We start from the raw sequence: 21,259 nt of genomic DNA on the forward strand, positions 1-21,259 counted from the left end.
GCCTTGTGCTTCACGACTGCTTTCCCCCACACAAAGGTATACCGATTCGCGTTGGCTTCAATCTTGGTACCATCCACGAAGTAATGCTCCAATTGCACGTAGTTCTCCTCCGCCAGAAAGTGAAGAACGGCGGTAAACACGGTCTCCAGCACGGTTTTCATGCGCTCCGAGCGAAACCGATTGATGGTGCGGAAGTCCGGTCGTTGTCGGCCTGCGATCCACATGAACATGATGTTTTCGCGCACGGCTTTGGCAATCTGACGAGAGGAGTAGATGCGCTGGGTGTAGGCGTAGATGATGACTTTGGTGAGCATCTTGGGATGGTAGCTATCTCGTCCTCCTCCAGGGTACGCCGCGTCGAAGATGGCGTCGTCGAGACGATTGACGGCGGCGTTCACCACGCGAATGAGGTGATTTGCGGGGATGTCTTCTTCCAAATCCATTGGTAAGCACAGTTGATCCATGCTATATTGAATGTACAAAGAAACCGACTCCTTTTGGCTTATGGTTGGGTGGTACCTCCATTTTACCAAAGAGTGGTTTCTTTTTGCTTATCCAAATGAGAAAGAGGGCGCCCCTCTGTCATCCTTGATGACTTTTGGGACACCCTCTTTTTTTGTTGGAACGTCCTTTTCTTTATATATTGGGACTCTATATATTGGATGGATGGTTTCCGTGGACACAGTTATCCTGATCGCACAGGGCAAGGGGGATATGTGTAGATTTCTATCCTAAAGGAGGCCTGCTTTGCTTCCGAACGTGTGGGAAAAGAGTGGACTAGAGCAACGCTGTATCTCGCAGTGAAAGCCACAGGGCAATAGCTGTATTAACACCCAAAACGGAGTTTATAAACGGATGGGCATGTACGGTGAAATTCACCATTCAAAAGTATTTTTAAAAAAGGCTTGCATTTCATCGATTGGGCTGGTAAGATGTATCCTTGTTACCGCGATTGTTCGTCGGCAAGCGAAACGGACAACCAAAGGACGAAGTTCTTTGAAAACTGAACAAACGAGTGAGTATGTCGCGCGAAATCGACTTCGGTCGAGGACGCACAAACAAACACGCAAGTGTTAAAGAATGAGCTTAATGAAACGATCTATAAACTTTTATGGAGAGTTTGATCCTGGCTCAGGACGAACGCTGGCGGCGTGCCTAATACATGCAAGTCGAGCGGAGTTTACTTGAATCTTCGGATGAAGGTAAGCTTAGCGGCGGACGGGTGAGTAACACGTAGGCAACCTGCCCTCAAGACTGGGATAACCTCCGGAAACGGAAGCTAAGACCGGATACGTTCTTTCTGCCGCATGGTGGGGAGAAGAAAAGCGGAGCAATCTGCTACTTGAGGATGGGCCTGCGGCGCATTAGCTAGTAGGTGAGGTAATGGCTCACCTAGGCGACGATGCGTAGCCGACCTGAGAGGGTGAACGGCCACACTGGGACTGAGACACGGCCCAGACTCCTACGGGAGGCAGCAGTAGGGAATCTTCGGCAATGGACGAAAGTCTGACCGAGCAACGCCGCGTGAGTGAAGAAGGGTTTCGGCTCGTAAAACTCTGTTGCCAAGGAAGAAGGGTAAGGAGAGTAACTGCTCTTTGCTTGACGGTACTTGAGAAGAAAGCCCCGGCTAACTACGTGCCAGCAGCCGCGGTAATACGTAGGGGGCAAGCGTTGTCCGGAATTATTGGGCGTAAAGCGCGCGCAGGCGGTCTTTTAAGTCTGGGGTATAAACGCAGGGCTCAACCCTGTGTCGCCTTGGAAACTGGGAGACTGGAGTGTAGGAGAGGAAAGTGGAATTCCACGTGTAGCGGTGAAATGCGTAGAGATGTGGAGGAACACCAGTGGCGAAGGCGACTTTCTGGCCTATAACTGACGCTGAGGCGCGAAAGCGTGGGGAGCAAACAGGATTAGATACCCTGGTAGTCCACGCCGTAAACGATGCATGCTAGGTGTTAGGGGTTTCGATACCCTTGGTGCCGAAGTAAACACAGTAAGCATGCCGCCTGGGGAGTACGCTCGCAAGAGTGAAACTCAAAGGAATTGACGGGGACCCGCACAAGCAGTGGAGTATGTGGTTTAATTCGAAGCAACGCGAAGAACCTTACCAGGTCTTGACATCCAACTAACGAGGCAGAGATGCGTTAGGTGCCCTTCGGGGAAAGTTGAGACAGGTGGTGCATGGTTGTCGTCAGCTCGTGTCGTGAGATGTTGGGTTAAGTCCCGCAACGAGCGCAACCCTTGATCTTAGTTGCCAGCATTAAGTTGGGCACTCTAAGGTGACTGCCGGTGACAAACCGGAGGAAGGTGGGGATGACGTCAAATCATCATGCCCCTTATGACCTGGGCTACACACGTACTACAATGGCCGGTACAACGGGAAGCGAAGCCGCGAGGTGGAGCGAATCTTTAGAAGCCGGTCTCAGTTCGGATTGCAGGCTGCAACTCGCCTGCATGAAGTCGGAATTGCTAGTAATCGCGGATCAGCATGCCGCGGTGAATACGTTCCCGGGTCTTGTACACACCGCCCGTCACACCACGAGAGTTTACAACACCCGAAGTCGGTGGGGTAACCCGCAAGGGAGCCAGCCGCCGAAGGTGGGGTAGATGATTGGGGTGAAGTCGTAACAAGGTAGCCGTATCGGAAGGTGCGGCTGGATCACCTCCTTTCTAGGGAGTTACCGGCGACTGTAATGGTCCGCCATATGTAACGAACTTGACGCTCCGATCGAGGGAGCAAAGCGACACACTCATTCTTGTTCAGTTTTGAAGGAACTTCCTCTGCGGGTATAAGGGGCCATAGCTCAGCTGGGAGAGCGCCTGCCTTGCAAGCAGGAGGTCAGGAGTTCGATCCTCCTTGGCTCCACCATTTCCTAACAAGTAGAAGCACGTAAGCCATAACGGTTTAGGTGCTTTTTTGTGTTTTCTTCCTTGCGATATCGCGGAGGAAACGGCGGAGTCGTCGCGATCGCGGCAGGACTGACCCGTCTTGTCTCGATCCTATTCATTCTCCTTGAAGCAAGATGCCCATCTTGTACCCTCTTCTCGCATTTAGTTCGCTGTCAGCTTAATAACAGCGGTCTCCGCACAACTTCCCACACCTATTGACGTCGATCCATATCCACACGATTAGGGCTGACAGCGTATTAGTTAAGCGAACCCGCTTCGTTTCCGAATACAAGTGAAGCTCCGTGATTCGCTTCCGTAAAATACGCTCCATTCCTGCACTTTTGTAGCTTATGAAGACGATCTAATTTGCTTGCTGCGTAGATAGTATTTGGTATGTATATGCTCGTCCAAAAGAGCTCTCATGTCGACTGGGCAAACAGCTGAAGGATAGAATCCGTAGGGACGATCCCGACTGACAAGGCCTAGGCCTTGATTGATGTAGACGGGTATTATAAGAAGTTGGGCCATCGTTGGGAAGGCGCTGTATTTGAAGTGAACAGGAGAGAGTAGAGGAGTGGCGTCATCTTCGAGACTTGAGATGACCGAAGGCTTGACGCGGTAACTGTTGGGGAAGATGAGGAGCGAATGCGACGTGAAAAGGCCTGCTGCAATTGGCATAAACGTACACCAAAAGAAAATGTCGAATAGGGGTTGACCCTGGTTAAAAAGCGTGATATTATATTCTTCGTTGCTCTTGAAGCAACAAGCAACAAGAAACAAAGCTTGTTCCTTGAAAACTGGATAGCGAAGCAACAAACGCGTAGGAATATTCTTACCGAATGTGTCGATCTGTTTCTTTTTTGCCGAGGGTTACCTCGACAAAAAGACAACATGGTTAAGCTAGTAAGAGCACACGGAGGATGCCTAGGCGCCAGGAGCCGAAGAAGGACGTGGCGAACGACGAAAATGCCTCGGGGAGCTGTAAGCAAGCATTGATCCGGGGATGTCCGAATGGGGGAACCCGGCTGCGGTAATGCGCAGTCACTCTTCACTGAATCCATAGGTGGAGAAGAGGCAGACCGAGGGAACTGAAACATCTAAGTACCTCGAGGAAGAGAAAACAAGAGTGATTCCGTCAGTAGCGGCGAGCGAACGCGGAGAAGCCTAAACTTACGCACTTGTCCCTAGGGGTTGTGGGACGTCTTACACGGAGTTACAAAGGAGTTTGGTAGGCGAAGAGGCCTGGAAAGGCCCGCCGTAGGAGGTAACAGCCCTGTAGCCGAAATCGAGCTCTCTCCAAGACGGATCCCGAGTACCGCGGGACACGAGGAATCCCGTGGGAATCTGGCAGGACCATCTGCTAAGGCTAAATACTCCCTGGCGACCGATAGCGAAGCAGTACCGTGAGGGAAAGGTGAAAAGAACCGCGGGAGCGGAGTGAAAAAGAACCTGAAACCGTGTGCTTACAAGAAGTCAGAGCCCGTTAACGGGTGATGGCGTGCCTTTTGTAGAATGAACCGGCGAGTTACGTTCACGTGCGAGGTTAAAGCGAGAAGCTGGAGCCGCAGCGAAAGCGAGTCTGAAGAGGGCGAATGAGTACGTGGGCGTAGACCCGAAACCGTGTGATCTACCCCTGTCCAGGGTGAAGGTGCGGTAACACGCACTGGAGGCCCGAACCCACGAACGTTGAAAAGTTCGGGGATGAGGTGGGGGTAGCGGAGAAATTCCAATCGAACTCGGAGATAGCTGGTTCTCCCCGAAATAGCTTTAGGGCTAGCCTCGGTGTAACAGCTCTGGAGGTAGAGCACTGATTGGATGCGGGGCCCGCCAAGGGTTACCAAGTCCAGTCAAACTCCGAATGCCAGAGACTGATCACCGGGAGTCAGACAGTGAGTGCTAAGATCCATTGTCGAGAGGGAAACAGCCCAGACCATCAGCTAAGGTCCCCAAGTGTGTGTTAAGTGGGAAAGGATGTGGAGTTGCACAGACAACCAGGATGTTGGCTTAGAAGCAGCCACCATTTAAAGAGTGCGTAATAGCTCACTGGTCGAGTGACTCTGCGCCGAAAATGTAACGGGGCTAAACACGCCACCGAAGCTATGGCTCGTACACCAATGTACTTGGGTAGGGGAGCGTTCTGTATNTGTATGCGGAGAAGGTATACCGTAAGGAGTGCTGGAGCGTACAGAAGTGAGAATGCCGGTATAAGTAACGAAAAGACAGGTGAGAATCCTGTCCGCCGAAAACCTAAGGGTTCCTGAGGAAGGCTCGTCCGCTCAGGGTAAGTCGGGACCTAAGGCGAGGCCGAAAGGCGTAGTCGATGGACAACAGGTTGAAATTCCTGTACCACCGTAAGCCGTTATGAGCGATGGGGTGACGCAGAAGGGTAGTGACGCGGACCGATGGAATGGTCCGTCCAAGCAGTGAGGCTGGGTTGTAGGCAAATCCGCAATCCGTAAGGCTGGGCTGTGATGGGGAGGGAAACTTACAGTACCGAAGGTCATGATCTCAAGCTGCCGAGAAAAGCCTCTAGCCAGGCGAAGGTGCCCGTACCGTAAACCGACACAGGTAGGTAAGAAGAGAATTCTAAGGCGCGCGGAAGAACTCTCGTTAAGGAACTCGGCAAAATGACCCCGTAACTTCGGGAGAAGGGGTGCCTCGGTAGGGTGAATAGCCCGAGGGGGCCGCAGTGAAAAGGCCCAAGCGACTGTTTAGCAAAAACACAGGTCTGTGCGAAGCCGCAAGGCGAAGTATACGGGCTGACGCCTGCCCGGTGCTGGAAGGTTAAGGGGAGCGGTTAGGGGTAACCCGAAGCTGTGAACCGAAGCCCCAGTAAACGGCGGCCGTAACTATAACGGTCCTAAGGTAGCGAAATTCCTTGTCAGGTAAATTCTGACCCGCACGAATGGCGTAACGACTTGGGCGCTGTCTCAACGAGAGATCCGGTGAAATTTTAATACCTGTGAAGATGCAGGTTACCCGCGACAAGACGGAAAGACCCCATGGAGCTTTACTGCAGCTTGATATTGGACTTGGGTACGGTCTGTACAGGATAGGTGGGAGCCTAAGAAGCATGTGCGCCAGCATGTGTGGAGGCGACGTTGGGATACCACCCTGATCGTATCTAGGTTCTAACCTGTCACCATGATCTGGTGAAGGGACCGTGTCAGGCGGGCAGTTTGACTGGGGCGGTCGCCTCCTAAAGCGTAACGGAGGCGCCCAAAGGTTCCCTCAGAATGGTTGGAAATCATTCGAAGAGTGCAAAGGCAGAAGGGAGCTTGACTGCGAGACGTACAGGTCGAGCAGGGACGAAAGTCGGGCTTAGTGATCCGGTGGTTCCGAATGGAAGGGCCATCGCTCAACGGATAAAAGCTACCCTGGGGATAACAGGCTTATCTCCCCCAAGAGTCCACATCGACGGGGAGGTTTGGCACCTCGATGTCGGCTCATCGCATCCTGGGGCTGAAGTAGGTCCCAAGGGTTGGGCTGTTCGCCCATTAAAGCGGTACGCGAGCTGGGTTCAGAACGTCGTGAGACAGTTCGGTCCCTATCTGTCGCGGGCGCAGGAAATTTGAGAGGAGCTGTCCTTAGTACGAGAGGACCGGGATGGACGTACCGCTGGTGTACCAGTTGTTCCGCCAGGAGCATCGCTGGGTAGCCAAGTACGGACGGGATAAGCGCTGAAAGCATCTAAGCGTGAAGCCCCCCTCAAGATGAGATTTCCCAGTTAGTAAGACCCCTGGAAGACGACCAGGTTGATAGGTCCGAGGTGGAAGTGCGGCAACGCATGCAGCTGACGGATACTAATCGGTCGAGGGCTTATCCAAATAGACCCCACAAAGTGAAGCAGACGCTGACGAAGCGGATGCCGAGTACTTTGCGGGGGCCCCGATAACAAGGGGACACACAGGTAAGAATGTTCCACGCGAGTTGCTTCGCATCCGGTTTTCAGGGAATAACCTTCCTTGAGCGACCTCGAATTTCGGGGTCCCCGAAAAGTAATTGGAGTAAGCTTCAGAGCTTCACTTCACTTTTTGGGGAAATGGTTTGGTGATAATGGCGGAGGGGAACCACGCGTTCCCATCTCGAACACGACCGTTAAGCCCTCCAGCGCCAATGGTACTTGGACCGCAGGGTCCTGGGAGAGTAGGACGTCGCCAAGCACAATCAAGTCTGCACACACCGTGCAGGCTTTTTTGTTGTTTCAGGGCGAATTGGAGCTGGAGCGTGTTTGCAAACACGATCTAGGTGATCGAAAGCGAGAAGCGGAGCTGCCTGCTGATGAAAAAAATGTCGAAAATGCGAGTTTCCTGCCAGTTTGGGCTTGAACATCCCTCCGATGGATTCTATGATGGATAAGTACTTCTAAGCGGAAACGAGCGAATTGAGGGCGAACGATGACAGCATGGAAACGATACCTAACAGCAGTAATGCTCGTAGCCGTTCTGATTCTCGTGTTTCTGTATCGAGCGGGTCAGCTGGAACCGAACTGGGTAATCCATGGAGAGCTTGATTTGGAAGCAGCCGGCTTTACCGCTTCATCCCCTATGGCCCTGAACGGAGATTGGGAGTTTTATTGGGGAAAGCTTCTACAGCCCGAGGATTTCGCAGCTGGCAGGCAGGGAGAGCCTGCCTGGATGAAGGTTCCGGGGAACTGGACGAAGGACACGGACGGACATTCCTATCCGAACACCGGGCTTGCAACCTATCGACTTACCCTACATCACGTTCCGGCAGATGGGATGTTCGGCATTAAGAAAGAGAGCATCCGCAACGCAAGTCGCATTTACGTGAATGGGAAGCTCGTGATGGAGAACGGCTCTTTTACCGAACAGGCCATCATCAAAGAAAGCAACTACCCGCAAACCGCTGCCTTCGAGCTGCCGTCGGAAACGGCCGACATTATTGTCCAGGTCGCTAACCATCAATATATTAGGGGAGGAATCGCCAGTCCGATTCTGCTGGGCAGTCGGGAAGCGATCGTCCTCCACAATAACCGTCATATGCTGGGTGAGACTTTTGCCGCTTCTTTGCTTTTCTCGATCGGGCTTTTTTATCTGCTGCTCTATGTCGGGTCTTCTCATTTTCGCAGGAAGGAACTGGCGATATTGCCCTTTGGGCTTACTTGTCTGTTTTCGATGGTGATGCTTGGCTATCTCAGTCAGCGCATTATTGCACGTATTTTTCCGCAGATCAGCTATGAAACTCTCTTTCGCCTCGGTCATATTGCCACCTACTGCAGCATGATCTCCCTGGTCCTCATCATTCATCGAACTCATGTGCTCTTTCTTTCGAGAAGGGTGAAGCAGGCGATAACTGTGGTGTATGCAGGATGCATTCTTTGCGTGGTTGTTTCGCCTCCGACGATCTTTATCCAGCTTGCTGGGTATATGGGTGTAATGAACGGAATTGTCATTCTCGGTGTGTTCATATCGGTGCTGGTAAGCTTCTACCGCCAGAAAACTCCCGTGGAGCCGGGTGTACATGCGGCACTGGTAGCTGCCTTGTTTTGTGTGAGCGTCTATACGGTGGACGTTGGGTTGTACAGCATGGGCCTCAAGCCGAATATGAACATCGGGATAGCGTTTCTTGTGCTGTATTCCTTAAGCTTGGCCGTATTGGTGATCGTCCGCTACTATTTAATGTTCCAGAATAACGAGCGGGTGTCCCTTCAGCTTGGACAGAGCCTACAAAATCTGAACGAAGCGGAGAGGCGTTCGCGTCAGAGTGAATCGGCCTTCTTGCAGGCGCAGATCAAGCCGCATTTTCTCTTCAATGCCTTGAACAGCGTCATCAGCCTCTGCTACATAAACGGAGCTCAAGCAGCGGAGCTTCTCCAGAAGCTTTCCGGCTACCTCCACCAATCCTTTGACATGGACGTAAGCTCCGAATTTGTCACGGTCCGAAAAGAGCTGGAGCTGATCCGTCTCTTTGTCGATATCGAACAGGTCCGTTTTGGAGCGCGGCTGCACATGGAGTATGACATTGATCCCGAAGCCCTTGATGTCCGAGTCATTCCGCTTGTGATCGAGCCCCTTGTTGAAAATGCCATTCGGCATGGAGTCATGGGCAATCGAGAGGGCGGAGTGATCAAGCTGACCCTCCGCCGCGAACGGGACTGGCTGCACGTATCCGTGGAGGATAACGGCAAAGGGATAAGCCGGCAGCAGGTGGAGTCGATTCAAGGCGGTTCCGGCAAGCTGGAGAGAGCGGAAGGCAATGGGATCGGCCTCGTCAATATCAATGGGCGATTGCGAGAGTTTTACGGCACGCAGCTGCATTTCGAGACGGGGAATGGCGGAACCCGGGTTACGTTTGCCATCCCGGTCGAGGAGAAGGAGGAACGAGATGATTCGAGCGATACTTGTGGATGACGAGGCGTTGGGACTTGCTCTTCTACGGCGGCTTCTGGAGGATACCGAGCAGGTGGAGATTGTCGGTGAATACACGGATCCGGATACAGCCCTTCGCGAAATCCCCCTCCTCTCGGCCGATGTCGTTTTCCTTGATGTCGAAATGCCGGAGAAGGATGGAATCAGCCTGGGGACGGAGCTTTTGGAAGCGGATGTGGAGCTGGAGATCGTCTTTGTCACGGCATACGAGCGCTACGCCGTACAGGCGTTTAAATTAAATGCGATTCATTACCTGTTGAAGCCGGTTAACCCGGATGCGATTGCAGACACGCTCTCTCGCATCGTTAAGAAAAAGCCGCAAGCGGTGCGCCCGCAGCAAGCGCCGGTGAGCTTGAGATTATTTGGAGATATCGGATTTTGGAAAAAGGATACTCCTCTGAAAGTGAATTGGATCACCTCTAAGGTGGAAGAGCTGTTTGCCCTGCTCGTCAGTGAGCGGGGGGGAGGGATCAGCAAATGGCGAATCATGGATCTCCTGTGGCAGGAGCTTGACCCGCATAAAGCGCAGCAAAATCTCTATACCACCGTATTCCGGCTGAAAAAGGCGCTCAAAGAAGCCGATATCCGTGCTTCGGTTGAAAACGAAACGGGCGTTTACCGGATTGTGCTGGAGGGCGTATCCAGCGATCTGGCTGAATTTGAACGGGAAGAAGAAAGGAACGGCTCCTTTGAGGAGTGGACGGCGGAAGAAACGGAGAAGGCGCTTGGCCTCTACCAAGGGGATTTGTTTGGGGAACGGGCATACCCTTGGAGCTTGTGGAGGCGAGACTTGTGTTATAACCGCTTTTTCGGTCTTCTCAAACGCGCGCTCTCTCATTATGCAGCGGCGGGAAACCGCGGAGGGGCCAAACGGCTGCTGCTGCAGAAGCTCCCTCTCCTCCAAGAGGAAGACGCAAAAGATGTAAATGACTTTTATCACAAATATTTTTGACGAGATTCGCTAAGAATAGTGAACAACTTTGGTCCTATAAGCGAGGGAAAACCTTATTCTATAAGGGTTTTTCTCGCTTTCTTCAGTTGCGAACGTGTAAGAATCTTGTAAGCCGGTTCCCGATAATATGACAATATGCCCATACGGAACAGGAGGAACTAGCTTGAGTAGGCAAATGGTCCTAAAAAAGAAATTGAGCATTCTTCTCGTCTCGGCGATGCTGTTGTCGCTGATTTCGCCTCTTTCCGCTCGGTCCTTGGCTTTCGCTGCTGCCGGTGAAGCCGGTATCGATGTAGCGGTTGCCCTTGGAAACAGCGGCCGCGATGTCAGTACGTTCGAGCGGGATTTGAAAACGGTGCTGGAGCAAGTGTACGGCATTCCCAGCAACCAGGTGAAGGTGAACGTCTTTGATCAAGCGAATGTCAAAGCGACGAACCCGAACAATTGGAAGACGTATGATCATTATTACAACAAGGATTACCCGACGAACGGCAGTGTCCCAGCGGCCTGGGATGATCTGCTAGGCTTCCGACCTTATTATTACTACAGAGAAAGCACGACTCCCGATTCAACCAAGTATTTCACGGATATCAGCCCGGATGACGAATCCCTGACGGGCACGTACTTCCGTTCGAAGCATGTGTATGCCAAGGGGGGAGATGTTCACTTCCTCGGCTACAGCGCTCCCGCCTACAAGGATTTTATGCTGTACCCCGATACGAGCAAATGGGAGAAGTCGATCACCTTTACGCTAAGTGAAGGGAAAATCGATGTCCACACGCTGGAGGGTGCCGGGTTCCTGTTCAATACGGAGATCACGGCTAGCGGTAAGATGAACGGCTATCTGGTTCTCTATGATTACAACGCTCCCGCTCAATGGCCGGATTATGATGAGAACTACATCGTGACGGCTTATCATCCCAACGTCAAACTGTACAAGCTGGCGAATGTGGATGTCGCACAGTTCCATAACGCGACCGGCGGCACGATCAGCACCATAGCCGGCGTGCAATTGCTGAAGACAAAGCCCAGCCTGAGCACCTCATCCATCAAGAACATCTCGATGGATGTTACGTCGACCAGCCTGAAGTTCGTGGAGAACGGGCAGACGATTTTTGACACCAAGGGAGCCGATAGCGATGTGGTGATTTCGGCTTCGAATGGCTACGGTTTCGGACCGCTGGTCAGCTATGTGGCCCACGGCTGCACCATTTTGACGTATTTCACCTTCAAAAACATCAGCATGACGAGCAACAAGACGCAAACCTTCGGCGAACTCGTCCGCAACCCGGAATGGGAAGACGGAACCGATCGGTATCTCGTCAACTTCACGGATACGGTAGAGCCGGATTTCACATCAAGCTCCGATACTCGCAGCGAAGTCTTGTACCGTTTGAGCAAGGATGACGTGCATTACATCGGCGTAGGTCAGGATGAGCCGACCCTGCGCGACGAAACGGATAAGCTGATCCAGGACAATGATGGAAAAGGGACGTTCATTTCGGACGAAGACTATCAGAAATCGGTTGAAGCCATTGCCAGCTACATCGCCGCGAACCGCAAGGCGGTTCAAGACAGCGGCACGCCGGTGGCTTCCATCGTCTACACCCCGGAGAATGGCCTGCAAAGCGAGTCTTTTGATCCCGAAGGGGGAACGCTGAGCGAGCTGTGGAAGTGGAAAACCGTCGGGCAGTCCGATTACGGCTGGACCTTCGGTAAGCCGGATACCGTGACCGACTTCGTGTACGCGAACGGCTATTACCTCGTCCAGCTTCAAGTAGTGGACAACGACCAAAAGTGGAGCAAGCCGGATGTAAAATACTTGTCACAGAACGGGCTGGCTCTTCCGGTTGCGGAATTTACCCTGCCGGACAAGGTGCTCAAGCATCATGAAGGCGAAACTTCCATTACCCTGCGGCAACAATCCTTCCATCCTGCAGGAGTGGCCATCGACGAGTATTCCTGGAAGATCTATGATTCCATGGGCAACGAGGTCTATTCCAGCAGCCTTTCGGAACCGACTGTCGATGTCAGCGGATTACCCACGGATACGTATACCGTTAAGCTGAGCGTGAAGTCCGGCAATAGCTGGTCATCGCCCTACTCGCAAAAGCTGACGGTCATCAATGACCAGTCGGCACCGCAAATTGAAACGACCGCTGCCTCCAACAAGACCGTAACGAATGCGGTGTTCCAGATTATCGACAGCGGCGGCAGCGGCATCTACGGATACCGCGTGAAGAAGAACGGCGGAGAATGGAGCGAATGGATTCGCGGTACGAGCGGCTACCTCGATGCCGGAACCTGGAGCTCTTACGAGATCGAAGCGAAGGATGAAGCGGGAAATGTTAGCCCGATCCTTACCTTAACGAACCTCGTGATTGTGGATACGAAGCCCCCGGTCATCGTTTCTGCCGGATTTGAGAGCATCAGCAAGACCGGAGCTGTCCTGTCCGCTACCGGTGATGAAGGCGGCAAGCTTTATTACGTAGTTGTTCCGAAGGGAGCGCCCGCCCCTACGAAGGAACAGGTGAAGAATGGGCAGGACGCGGCCGGCGAACCGGTAAACTCCGGCAGCGCGACCGCGAGCCCCAATACGGCGGCAACAACCGCAGTATCCGGACTCGCTCCGGGAACGGACTATGAGGTCTATGTAGTAGCGGAGGATGCAGCGGGCAATCTTTCCACCCCGCAGGTGCTGAGTCTCACCACGGCGCCGCTCGTGATCCCGTCTCTGACGGCCGAGCTTGCTCAAGTAAATCAGCGCGATGTGCAAGTGAAGGCAACGAGCACCGAAGCCGGTGTGGTCTACTATGTTCTCGTTGCTAAAGATGCGGAAGCACCGAGCAAGGAACAGATCATCGCCGGATTGAACGGCGAAGGCAAGGCAGCGCTTGCCGCAGAATCGGCACCGCTTCAAGCCGGAGTAACGCAAACGGTAACGGTCGACGGGCTTACGGTTGAGACCGCTTATGATCTCTATGTCGTCGTCCTGAACAGCGATGGAGATGCCTCCTCCGACGTAACCAAGCTCAGCTTTGAGACGCTGGACAACCATCGGGAGCTGGCGGAAGCGGATGCGGCTTCATTGAAGATCGGCTATCTGGGGAAAGACAATGAGAATCTCGTTACCCAACAGCTCCAGCTTCCCGTACTTGGCGGGAACGGCAGCGACATAACCTGGACGAGCAGCAACCCCGAGGTGATCTCCGCAAGCGGAGAATTCACCAAGCCGGATGTCAACACGTACGTGACTTTGACCGCTACTATCAAGAACGGCAACGAGACGGTTACCAAGACCTTCATGGTCAGAGCCGTAGCCGATATCGTGCCGCCGGAGCTTGTGCTGGTCGGAGAGAGCACGGTTACCGTAAAACAGGGAACCCTGTTCCACGAACCGGGCTATACGGCAACCGATAAGGTGGACGGGAACCTCACGGCTTCCGTCGAAGTGAAGGGATATGTCGACACCGACAAGCCGGGAACCTACTCGCTGATCTACAGCGTGAAGGACATCACCGGCAATGGAACCGAAATCGTCCGGACCGTAATTGTCACGGCCGCCGTTGTCTCGGCAGACGCTATTATCCCTGCCGCTAACGGGGATGTCTTGGCGGACGAGAAGGTGAACGGAGCCATTGAAGGCGCCAAGCAGCAAAGCGAGAAGAAGATTGTCGTTCGAGTGGACGAGGATGTCACGACGGACAAGCCCGTTCAAGTGGAGCTGACCAAGGAACAAGCGGCGAAGATCGCCGACAGCGGACTTGCCCTGACACTGGAAACCCGAAATGCTTCTATCGAAATCCCGCTGACGCAGGACCTGCTGAATGCCCTGCCGGAAGGCTCCAGGCTGAAGCTGGTATGCGAGCAGGTAGACACCGCCAAACCGGGCAATGAGTCCCTCACTTCGAGCATCAAAGCCGGTATGAGCATTTATCAAAATCAGATCTATGATTTCAAAATGGTCGCCGTCAAGCTCGATGCTTCCGGCCAAGTTCTGAGCGAGCAGGTCATCCCTTCCTATACCGGAGATCAGGATATCACGCTCGGGATGATGATCGGGCAAGGAATTGCGGATCAAGTCTTCATGACTTTCTATTACAACGAGGCAAAGGGAGCTTGGGAGTATGTGAGAGGCCAGTATGACGCGCAAACCGGGCGCATGACTCTTCTTACCCGGCACCTGAGCATCTATTCGGTCATGACCATGTCCCTGGAGCAAAAACGGGCGGAGCTGCTGAGTCTGGTAAACGGCGGCGGATTAACTCTTGAGGAAGTGCTCGCCATCCTGGACGACACGGATGCGGGCTTCCACCCAGAAGCCATTGCCTCCTACCAAGACTTCACCGAGCAGCACAAGGAAAATGTAGCCAAAGAAATACTGGCCGAAGCGCCGTACACCGACTATGCCGATCTGGTGGACAGCTTCGACCGCATCGTTCAAGCTGAGAAGGACAGCATCGCATCCGATACCGTCGCGCCGGTCGTCACCCTCAAGGGAGAGGCATCCATCACCCTTTACCTGAGAAGCGACTTTGTCGATCCGGGAGCGACCGCGATCGATGACCGCGACGGAGACATCACCAGCCGGATCATCATTGTGGGGCATGTGGATACAACCCAAACAGGCGAGTATGTGATCACGTACACAGCACGCGACCAGAAGGGCAACATCGGTAAAGCCGAGCGCCGCGTCACTGTTATCGCTCCGCCAGTTCCCGTCTACACCGAGGAAGTAAAGCTGGAGGTTGTCAAAGGCAAGGAAACGGTGAGAGTCGCCGAGCTTCCAGCGGCAAACGTTCCGGCGCCTTCCGCGGAGGGCATGAAGCAAATCGGCGATGCGTATGTGCTGACCCCGGTTGCAGTTGGGGAATCCACGCAAGTGTCCGTCGTCCTTCCGTATGACCCCGCGCTAACCGGCGCAGAGGATTTCCTCTCGGTCTTCTACTATGACGAAGCGACGCAAACGTGGAAATCGGCAGGCGGAGTGGTCGACAAGACGAAACATACCGTAACTGTGACCCTTACGGTGACGGGTGCAACCAAGATCGCGCTTATGGAATACACCAAAACGTTCAAGGATGTTCAGGGTCATTGGGCGCAATCGATCATCGAATTGCTTGCTTCCCGTCAGATTCTGGAGGGAGACAGCGCCGGTAACTTCCACCCGAACATGGGCATAACCCGCGCTGAATTCGCAACCCTCGTCGCCAAGATTTTGGAGCTCCCGGTCAAGAAGACGGATACCGGCTTTACGGATGTGGCGGCGAAGGATTGGTACGCTCCTTACATTGCAGCCGCGAGGGATGCGGGTGTGATCAAGGGAGTCAGCGACACGGAGTATGAGCCGAACCGCATCGTCAATCGTCAGGAGATGGCGGCCATCATCATGCGGGCGTACCGCAAGACGACAGGCACGGAGATTTCGGCGGAAGCCATCGAGCGGTTTATCGACTCCGACAAAATCGGCTTCTGGGCCTTCGACGACGTCTATGCCGCGAAAGCGCTCGGCCTTGTGGAAGGAAGAGGCGGGGAGGCTTACAAGCCGGCAAGTGAAACGCTGAAAGGAGAAGCCGCCGCTCTGATTTATCGCTTCCTGAAGCTCTTGAACAAGATCTAAGCGAATAGGCGAATAGGCTCACAGGGAAAAGCAAGCACGAGAGCAACTCTCAAAAGAGCAAACACTAAAAGAGACCGGTTCCGAGGCACTCCCCTCAGGATCGGTCTCTTGCTGTGTGTGCCCGGCATGGGCGATACGGGAGTTACGGCATGTAATAAGCGGCTTCCCGCTTGCCGTAGCGAATGAGGCCTCCCGGCTTCAGCCGCAGAAAGACGGGAGCGAGCGCATAATGCGGCAGAATGATCCAAGCGTGGACGAGCAGGCCGCAGGCGGCATATTCCGGCGGTCCCCACACATAGATCAAGGCCAGCAGAGCGGCTCCTAGAAAAGAGATCTGATGCAGCATGCGGAGGCATCTGCGATAGGGACAATGTCCGTCCGGCAGGAATCCCGCCCAGGGAGAGGCAAACCGAAAGCTCCAGGCGTCCTGCGAGCGTCCGGAGAGTCTCCGATAGATCCGGGCGATCGTCGTATGCAAGAGCGGAACACCGATCCCGGCGGCGACGACGGCGTAGATGCCCGCTTGTCCAAACCGGACGACGAACAGCGCGCACACTGCCGCGAGCAATAGGGCGTAAAGGATGCTGAAGAGGCGGGGGACGCTGTACTTGCGGACAAGTGTATACTGATAATAGGTGGAATCCTTGGATAGATTGAGCTCGGGCATGGGGACCTCCTGTCATTTCTCTACCTAAAATATCGGTTGAAAGAGTTCAAGGGAATAGTTTTCTGCGAAAAAAAGGCGTACAGACACCGGAAGCGGGCATTCCGCATACGGATAAAGTATGTGAGTGAAAGTTTGAAAGGCAAAAGATATGGCAATCCTAATAGAAAACAAGAAAGGGGTGAACGAGAATGGAAGAAACGAACAGCGAATGCATCATCTGCGGGGAAACGGGAAAGAGCGGAATCACCATTATATCCGGCTTTATCTGCGAAGCCTGCGAAGCGGAGATGGTGCGCACCGACGTGCTGGACGAGAAATATCCGTTTTTCATTCACCGGTTGAAGGGGATTTGGTTCAAAAAAAACGCGTAGAGCCCGAATGAACGAGCGCAGAGCTTCCCTCAAACGGGCTTTTCTTTGGTATAGTGGAGGAGAGCCCTTAGGGCATCTCCTTTCTTTTGTTGCACGGCGGAGGGTGAGCGGGCGTGACGGATGCTGCGAAAAGCATGACGAGTGATAAAACGAATGATATAACGAATGATGAAGCGAAAAGCAAAGGGAATTGCTTAGTGAATCGCAATGCGGAAGACCTTGGGGATGGCGATCCCAATCTAACGACAAAAGCACCTCTCGTAGAGGCGCTTCTTCAATATCGGGACAAGGCGCTCGCGAGCTATCATGTTCCGGGCCACAAAGGCGGGCAGGGAGTCCATCCCGAGGGAGAGGCTCTGTTCCGCAGCATCATGGCCATCGATTATACGGAGATCACGGGACTCGATGACCTTCACCATTCCTCGGGGGTCATCCGGGAGGCACAGGAGCTCGCGGCAGCATGCTTTGGTGCCGAGGAGACGCATTTTCTGGTCGGAGGCAGCACGGCAGGGAACCTTGCCCTCGTCATGGGGCTGTGCGGCCGCGGCGACCTGCTCATCGTGCAGCGAAATGTGCACAAATCGGTATTGAACGGGGCGGCACTGGCTGGAGCTCGCTGCGTATTCCTGCCGGGCCGCTTGGACCCGGCATCCGGGCTTACCGCAGGCGTGCGGCTCGCCGATCTGCGCGAAGCGCTTGAGCGCTATCCCGAAGCGCGAGGGGTTCTGCTGACGAACCCCAACTATTACGGCATGGCGGATGATCTGAGGGAAGCCGTCGAGCTGGTTCACCGCTGTGGGAAGCCGGTTGTGGTTGACGAGGCGCATGGAGCCCACTTCGGCTTTCACCCGGAGCTGCCGCCTTCGGCCTTGGCGTGCGGAGCGGATGGCGTCGTGCAGTCCACGCACAAGATGCTGACGGCGATGACCATGGGAGCGATGCTTCATCTTCAGGGAGAACGGCTGAACCGACCGCGCATCCGGCGCATTCTGGCGGCGGTGCAGAGCTCCAGCCCCTCGTATCCGCTGCTCGCATCCTTGGATCTCAGCCGCTACCAGATGCAGACGGAAGGCGGCGAGCTGCTTGATCGGGCGCTCGCCCGCCTCAAGGGACTGCGCAAGGTCTCCGAGGGCTGGACAGCGCTCGCTTTCCTCCAACGTGAAGAGGCTTCGGTTTACGATGCTCTCGATCCGTTTAAAATGTCCGTATGCGACTTAAGCGGGACCTTGAGCGGGTATCAGCTCCAGGAGCGAATCGAAGCCTACGGCTGCATGACAGAGCTGGCTGACCCGCGATATGTGCTTTGCCTGTTCAGTCTGGCTTCTCCGCAGGAGGACATGGACCGACTGGCGGAAGCGCTCACTGCTATCGATTCGGAAATATCGCGAGGAATGCAGGAAAATCGCAGGTTTTTGCCGAATCTATTAGAGAATGCTCCCGTTTTCGAGGCTTCGCCTCCGATTTCCATACCCTGGGACGCGGAGACGGAGTTTTCCTCGGCCAATCGCCCGATCGAATGGGTGTCGCTGAGCGAAGCGGTGGGCTGCTATGCGGCCGAAATGGTGATCCCTTACCCTCCCGGAATTCCGCTTCTGTATCCGGGCGAGCCGATAACGGCAGCCATGAGTGACTATCTGTCCCTCTTGTCCCGTTCCGGGGCACGCTTCCAGGGAGCGGAGGAGGAGCGGCTGACCGGGCTCAAGGTTACCCGTGAGCCGGAATAATGCTGGATCGGAATGACCGATTATGCATGATCAATCGGGGATAGAAAGGCAATGCACAAGGCACGCAGGCTTAAGCCGGCGGATTCATAGCCGGGCGAGAGCCCGGATGGAGGAACAGCATGAACGGCATGAATGGATTATTCATCACCTTTGAAGGACCGGACGGCTCCGGTAAAACGACCCAGATCGCCCGGGTGGCAGCTGAGCTCAGCGGCCTTGGGTTGCCCATCGTGGCTACCCGCGAGCCGGGCGGCACGGCGATCAGCGACAAGATCCGCTCCATCATCCTTGACCCGGAAAACCGGGAGATGGCGGACCGGGCGGAGGTGCTGCTCTATGCAGCTTCCCGCGCGCAGCATGTCGAGGAGAAGATAATCCCGGCGCTCAAGGAAGGCAAAATCGTGCTCTGTGACCGGTTTGTCGACGCCAGCATAGCGTATCAGGGACACGGTCTCGGTTTGGATGTGCATACCGTTGCGGAAGTCAACCGCTTCGCGACGGGCGGCCTTGTTCCCGACCGCACCTATCTGATCGATGTGCCGGTGAGTGTGACAGAAGCCCGTCTGCGGGCGCGTGCGGCAGCCGATCCCGCGCTCAGTCTCGACCGAATCGAGAGCAAGGGCAGCGAGTACCATGAGCGTGTCCGCAGCAGCTTCCATGCGATCGCAGAAGCGAATCCGGAGCGGATCGTCCCGGTGCGGGGTGATCGTTCCCCGGATGAAGTCTTCGACGACATCATTCGTGATTGCGAGAGCTTGCTTGCGGAGCGCATTAAGCGATAAGATAGAATGAAGGAGGAGGATTTACGATGAAAATGGTTATTGCCGTTGTACAAGACAAGGACAGCAACCGTTTGTCCAACGCCCTCATCACGGCGGGCTTTCGCTCCACCAAGCTGGCGACCACCGGCGGGTTTCTGAAGTCCGGTAACACGACTTTTCTGATCGGGATCGAAGACGACCGCGTGAGCGAGGTTCTTCAGGTCATTCGAAATAACTGCAAGGTTCGGGATCAGTTGGTGACTCCCGTATCGCCGATGGGCGGCACCACCGACTCGTACATCCCATTCCCGGTAGAAGTTCAGGTAGGCGGAGCGACGGTGTTCGTTCTTCCTGTCGAACGGTTCGAGCATTTCTAATCGGATGCGAATCGATCGTATCCGCTCTTCTCTGGTCCGTCCGGTCAGCCCTGCTTCCCAGAGCGGGGAGCAGGCGATTTCCGGCAAAGCCTTTTCCGATATTCTACAGCAGCAGGGCGGCGGGAAGTCGCGAGACCCAGAGCTCGCTGCGCAGCTCGAACAGATTCACCAGCAGTCCGAGCGCTTCACCCGCTCCATGAACATGCGGGAGCTTCACGAGTACAAGCGCTTGGTCAAGAGGTATTTGGAGCGAACGGCGCGCCGGGGAGTGGGGCTGAAGGACGCGAAGGGAAGAGACCGCGGAGGACGGGATCGAAGGTATCTGCTCCTGGATGAAATCGACCGGGAGCTTCTCTTGCTTGCGGACGAGCTTCTCGAGACGGAGCAGGGCCGTATGACGCTGTTAACCTCGGTAGGAGAGATCAAAGGCTTGCTGTTTCAAACCTTCTATTAACAGCGCGGGCAGCGAGTGAGTATAGAGGTTGGCAACGGATAGATAGCTTCGACAAAGTCTGGGAAGGGGGAAGCCATGTCGGTTCAGGAAACGGACGGGCAGGAACGGATTCGGCATATTCTCCGGACAGGCGTTCGAAACCACAGCTTGTCCCATGCCTATATCTTTAACGGGCCGCGCGGTTCGGGCAAACGGGACATGGCTCTCTGGCTCGCCCAGGCCGTATACTGCGTCCGTGGTCACGGCGATGCATGCGGGGAATGTCCGGAATGCCGCAAGGTCATCCATGGCAACCATCCGGACTTCCACTGGATCGAGCCGGACGGCGCCTCGGTTAAGATCGAACAAATCCGCGAGCTGCAGAAGGAATTTGCCTATCGTTCCTCGCAAGCTCGCAAAAAAATATATGTGATTCAGCAGGCCGACCGGATGACGATTCAAGCTTCGAACAGCCTGCTGAAATTCCTCGAAGAGCCCATCGCAGACGTCATGGCGATTCTCCTGACGGAGAACGGTCAAGCGCTCCTGCCCACGATCAAATCACGGTCGCAGTGGCTGTCCTTCGTTCCGGAGAATCCGGATGCGATGGAGGCCGCGCTCATCGCGGAAGGGGTCCCCGCGATGCTTGCCCGCACTGCCGTAAGGCTGGCGGCCGGCCTGCCGGCTGCGCGCGAGCTAGCGAGAGCGGAATGGTTTGCCGAAGCGAGAACCACGATGGTACAATTAGCGAAGGAGACGCTCACGCGTTTTCCGGCGGCGATGCTGACCGTGCAGCAGAAACTCGCGAAGGGCGAGATGGCCGAACGGCTGGATACGATCCTTGACCTGTGGCTTCTTCTCCTTCGGGACATGATTCAGCTGCAGTGCGGCCGCCGCGAGCAGATGGTTTTTGCCGATCAAGTCGATTGGATGGCGGACAAAGCCTTTTCCCGCGGAGCCCATGAATGGGTTCATGCGATGGAGCAGGTGACCGACGTCCAGAAACGGTTACGTTCCCATGCGAATTCCCAGCTTGCTGTGGAAAAGCTGATCATGGATATGCAAGGAGGCTAGAC

General features: G+C 54.6%; 11 protein-coding genes, 1 tRNA gene and 3 rRNA genes. 13 read left to right on the top strand and 2 right to left on the bottom strand.

Annotated features, from left to right (window positions below):
- On the bottom strand, nucleotides 1-482 hold a 482-nt coding region (locus BN2684_RS01615), incomplete at its 3' end, for a transposase (protein WP_148449850.1).
- A 626-nt stretch (nucleotides 483-1,108) separates the two neighbouring features.
- Between BN2684_RS01615 and BN2684_RS01620 the strand changes: the two genes are divergently transcribed.
- The 7 genes from BN2684_RS01620 to BN2684_RS01650 all read left to right on the top strand — a co-directional run bounded on the left by BN2684_RS01620 (nucleotide 1,109) and on the right by BN2684_RS01650 (nucleotide 15,850).
- Nucleotides 1,109-2,667 (top strand): 16S ribosomal RNA (locus BN2684_RS01620).
- A 123-nt stretch (nucleotides 2,668-2,790) separates the two neighbouring features.
- Nucleotides 2,791-2,866 (top strand) — tRNA-Ala (locus BN2684_RS01625).
- A gap of 913 nt (nucleotides 2,867-3,779) precedes the next feature.
- Nucleotides 3,780-6,713, top strand: a 23S ribosomal RNA gene (locus BN2684_RS01630).
- Between the two features lie 219 nt (nucleotides 6,714-6,932).
- Nucleotides 6,933-7,049: ribosomal RNA gene (rrf, locus tag BN2684_RS01635) — 5S ribosomal RNA — on the top strand.
- Together the 16S, 23S and 5S rRNA genes with 1 tRNA gene alongside form the textbook arrangement of a ribosomal RNA operon.
- Nucleotides 7,050-7,283: 234 nt before the next feature.
- Nucleotides 7,284-9,260, top strand: coding sequence for a sensor histidine kinase (locus BN2684_RS01640; protein ID WP_082651681.1), 1,977 nt, complete (start codon nucleotides 7,284-7,286; stop codon nucleotides 9,258-9,260).
- Complete coding sequence (locus BN2684_RS01645; protein WP_058300429.1) at nucleotides 9,235-10,230, top strand: response regulator; 996 nt, start codon at nucleotides 9,235-9,237, stop codon at nucleotides 10,228-10,230. Before BN2684_RS01640 ends, BN2684_RS01645 begins: the two co-directional genes overlap by 26 nt.
- 163 nt (nucleotides 10,231-10,393) lie before the next feature.
- Nucleotides 10,394-15,850 (top strand): immunoglobulin-like domain-containing protein, encoded by a 5,457-nt coding sequence (locus tag BN2684_RS01650; protein ID WP_159065746.1) that lies wholly within the window; start codon nucleotides 10,394-10,396, stop codon nucleotides 15,848-15,850.
- 142 nt (nucleotides 15,851-15,992) lie between these two features.
- Here the strand turns inward: BN2684_RS01650 and BN2684_RS01655 are convergent, their stop codons facing one another.
- Complete coding sequence (locus tag BN2684_RS01655; RefSeq protein WP_058300431.1) at nucleotides 15,993-16,517, bottom strand: hypothetical protein; 525 nt, start codon at nucleotides 16,515-16,517, stop codon at nucleotides 15,993-15,995.
- A 188-nt stretch (nucleotides 16,518-16,705) separates the two neighbouring features.
- Here BN2684_RS01655 and BN2684_RS01660 point away from each other — a divergent pair, with 188 nt between their 5' ends.
- The 6 genes from BN2684_RS01660 (at nucleotide 16,706) to holB (ending at nucleotide 21,257) form a co-directional block, all read left to right on the top strand.
- On the top strand, nucleotides 16,706-16,888 hold the full coding sequence (locus tag BN2684_RS01660; RefSeq protein WP_058300432.1) for a sigma factor G inhibitor Gin: 183 nt from the start codon (nucleotides 16,706-16,708) through the stop codon (nucleotides 16,886-16,888).
- Nucleotides 16,889-17,001: 113 nt separating this feature from the next.
- The gene (locus BN2684_RS01665) at nucleotides 17,002-18,612 is read left to right on the top strand and encodes an aminotransferase class I/II-fold pyridoxal phosphate-dependent enzyme (protein WP_234340129.1); all 1,611 of its coding nucleotides are present in this window, start codon (nucleotides 17,002-17,004) and stop codon (nucleotides 18,610-18,612) included.
- Between the two features lie 128 nt (nucleotides 18,613-18,740).
- A complete protein-coding gene (gene tmk, locus BN2684_RS01670) occupies nucleotides 18,741-19,394 on the top strand; it encodes a dTMP kinase (protein ID WP_058300535.1) in 654 nt (217 codons plus the stop codon).
- Between the two features lie 26 nt (nucleotides 19,395-19,420).
- Entirely contained in the window at nucleotides 19,421-19,750 is a 330-nt protein-coding gene (locus BN2684_RS01675; RefSeq protein WP_058300433.1) for a cyclic-di-AMP receptor, read from the top strand.
- 4 nt (nucleotides 19,751-19,754) lie between these two features.
- Nucleotides 19,755-20,204: a DUF327 family protein gene (locus BN2684_RS01680; RefSeq protein ID WP_058300434.1), complete on the top strand. Its 450-nt coding sequence runs from the start codon at nucleotides 19,755-19,757 to the stop codon at nucleotides 20,202-20,204.
- Between the two features lie 75 nt (nucleotides 20,205-20,279).
- Nucleotides 20,280-21,257 (top strand): DNA polymerase III subunit delta', encoded by a 978-nt coding sequence (holB, locus tag BN2684_RS01685; protein ID WP_058300435.1) that lies wholly within the window; start codon nucleotides 20,280-20,282, stop codon nucleotides 21,255-21,257.
- Nucleotides 21,258-21,259: the final 2 nt, after the last annotated feature.

This window comes from Gorillibacterium timonense (genome assembly GCF_001457415.1).
In the GTDB taxonomy this organism is placed as follows: domain Bacteria; phylum Bacillota; class Bacilli; order Paenibacillales; family NBRC-103111; genus Gorillibacterium; species Gorillibacterium timonense.

Bases quoted from the DNA above. Each gene is read 5' to 3' on its own strand.
- BN2684_RS01640 (WP_082651681.1), top strand. From the start codon at position 7,284: ATGACAGCATGGAAACGATACCTAACAGCAGTAATGCTCGTAGCCGTT.
- BN2684_RS01645 (WP_058300429.1), top strand. From the start codon at position 9,235: ATGATTCGAGCGATACTTGTGGATGACGAGGCGTTGGGACTTGCTCTT.
- BN2684_RS01655 (WP_058300431.1), bottom strand. From the start codon at position 16,517: ATGCCCGAGCTCAATCTATCCAAGGATTCCACCTATTATCAGTATACA.
- BN2684_RS01660 (WP_058300432.1), top strand. From the start codon at position 16,706: ATGGAAGAAACGAACAGCGAATGCATCATCTGCGGGGAAACGGGAAAG.
- tmk (WP_058300535.1), top strand. From the start codon at position 18,741: ATGAATGGATTATTCATCACCTTTGAAGGACCGGACGGCTCCGGTAAA.
- BN2684_RS01675 (WP_058300433.1), top strand. From the start codon at position 19,421: ATGAAAATGGTTATTGCCGTTGTACAAGACAAGGACAGCAACCGTTTG.
- BN2684_RS01680 (WP_058300434.1), top strand. From the start codon at position 19,755: ATGCGAATCGATCGTATCCGCTCTTCTCTGGTCCGTCCGGTCAGCCCT.
- holB (WP_058300435.1), top strand. From the start codon at position 20,280: ATGTCGGTTCAGGAAACGGACGGGCAGGAACGGATTCGGCATATTCTC.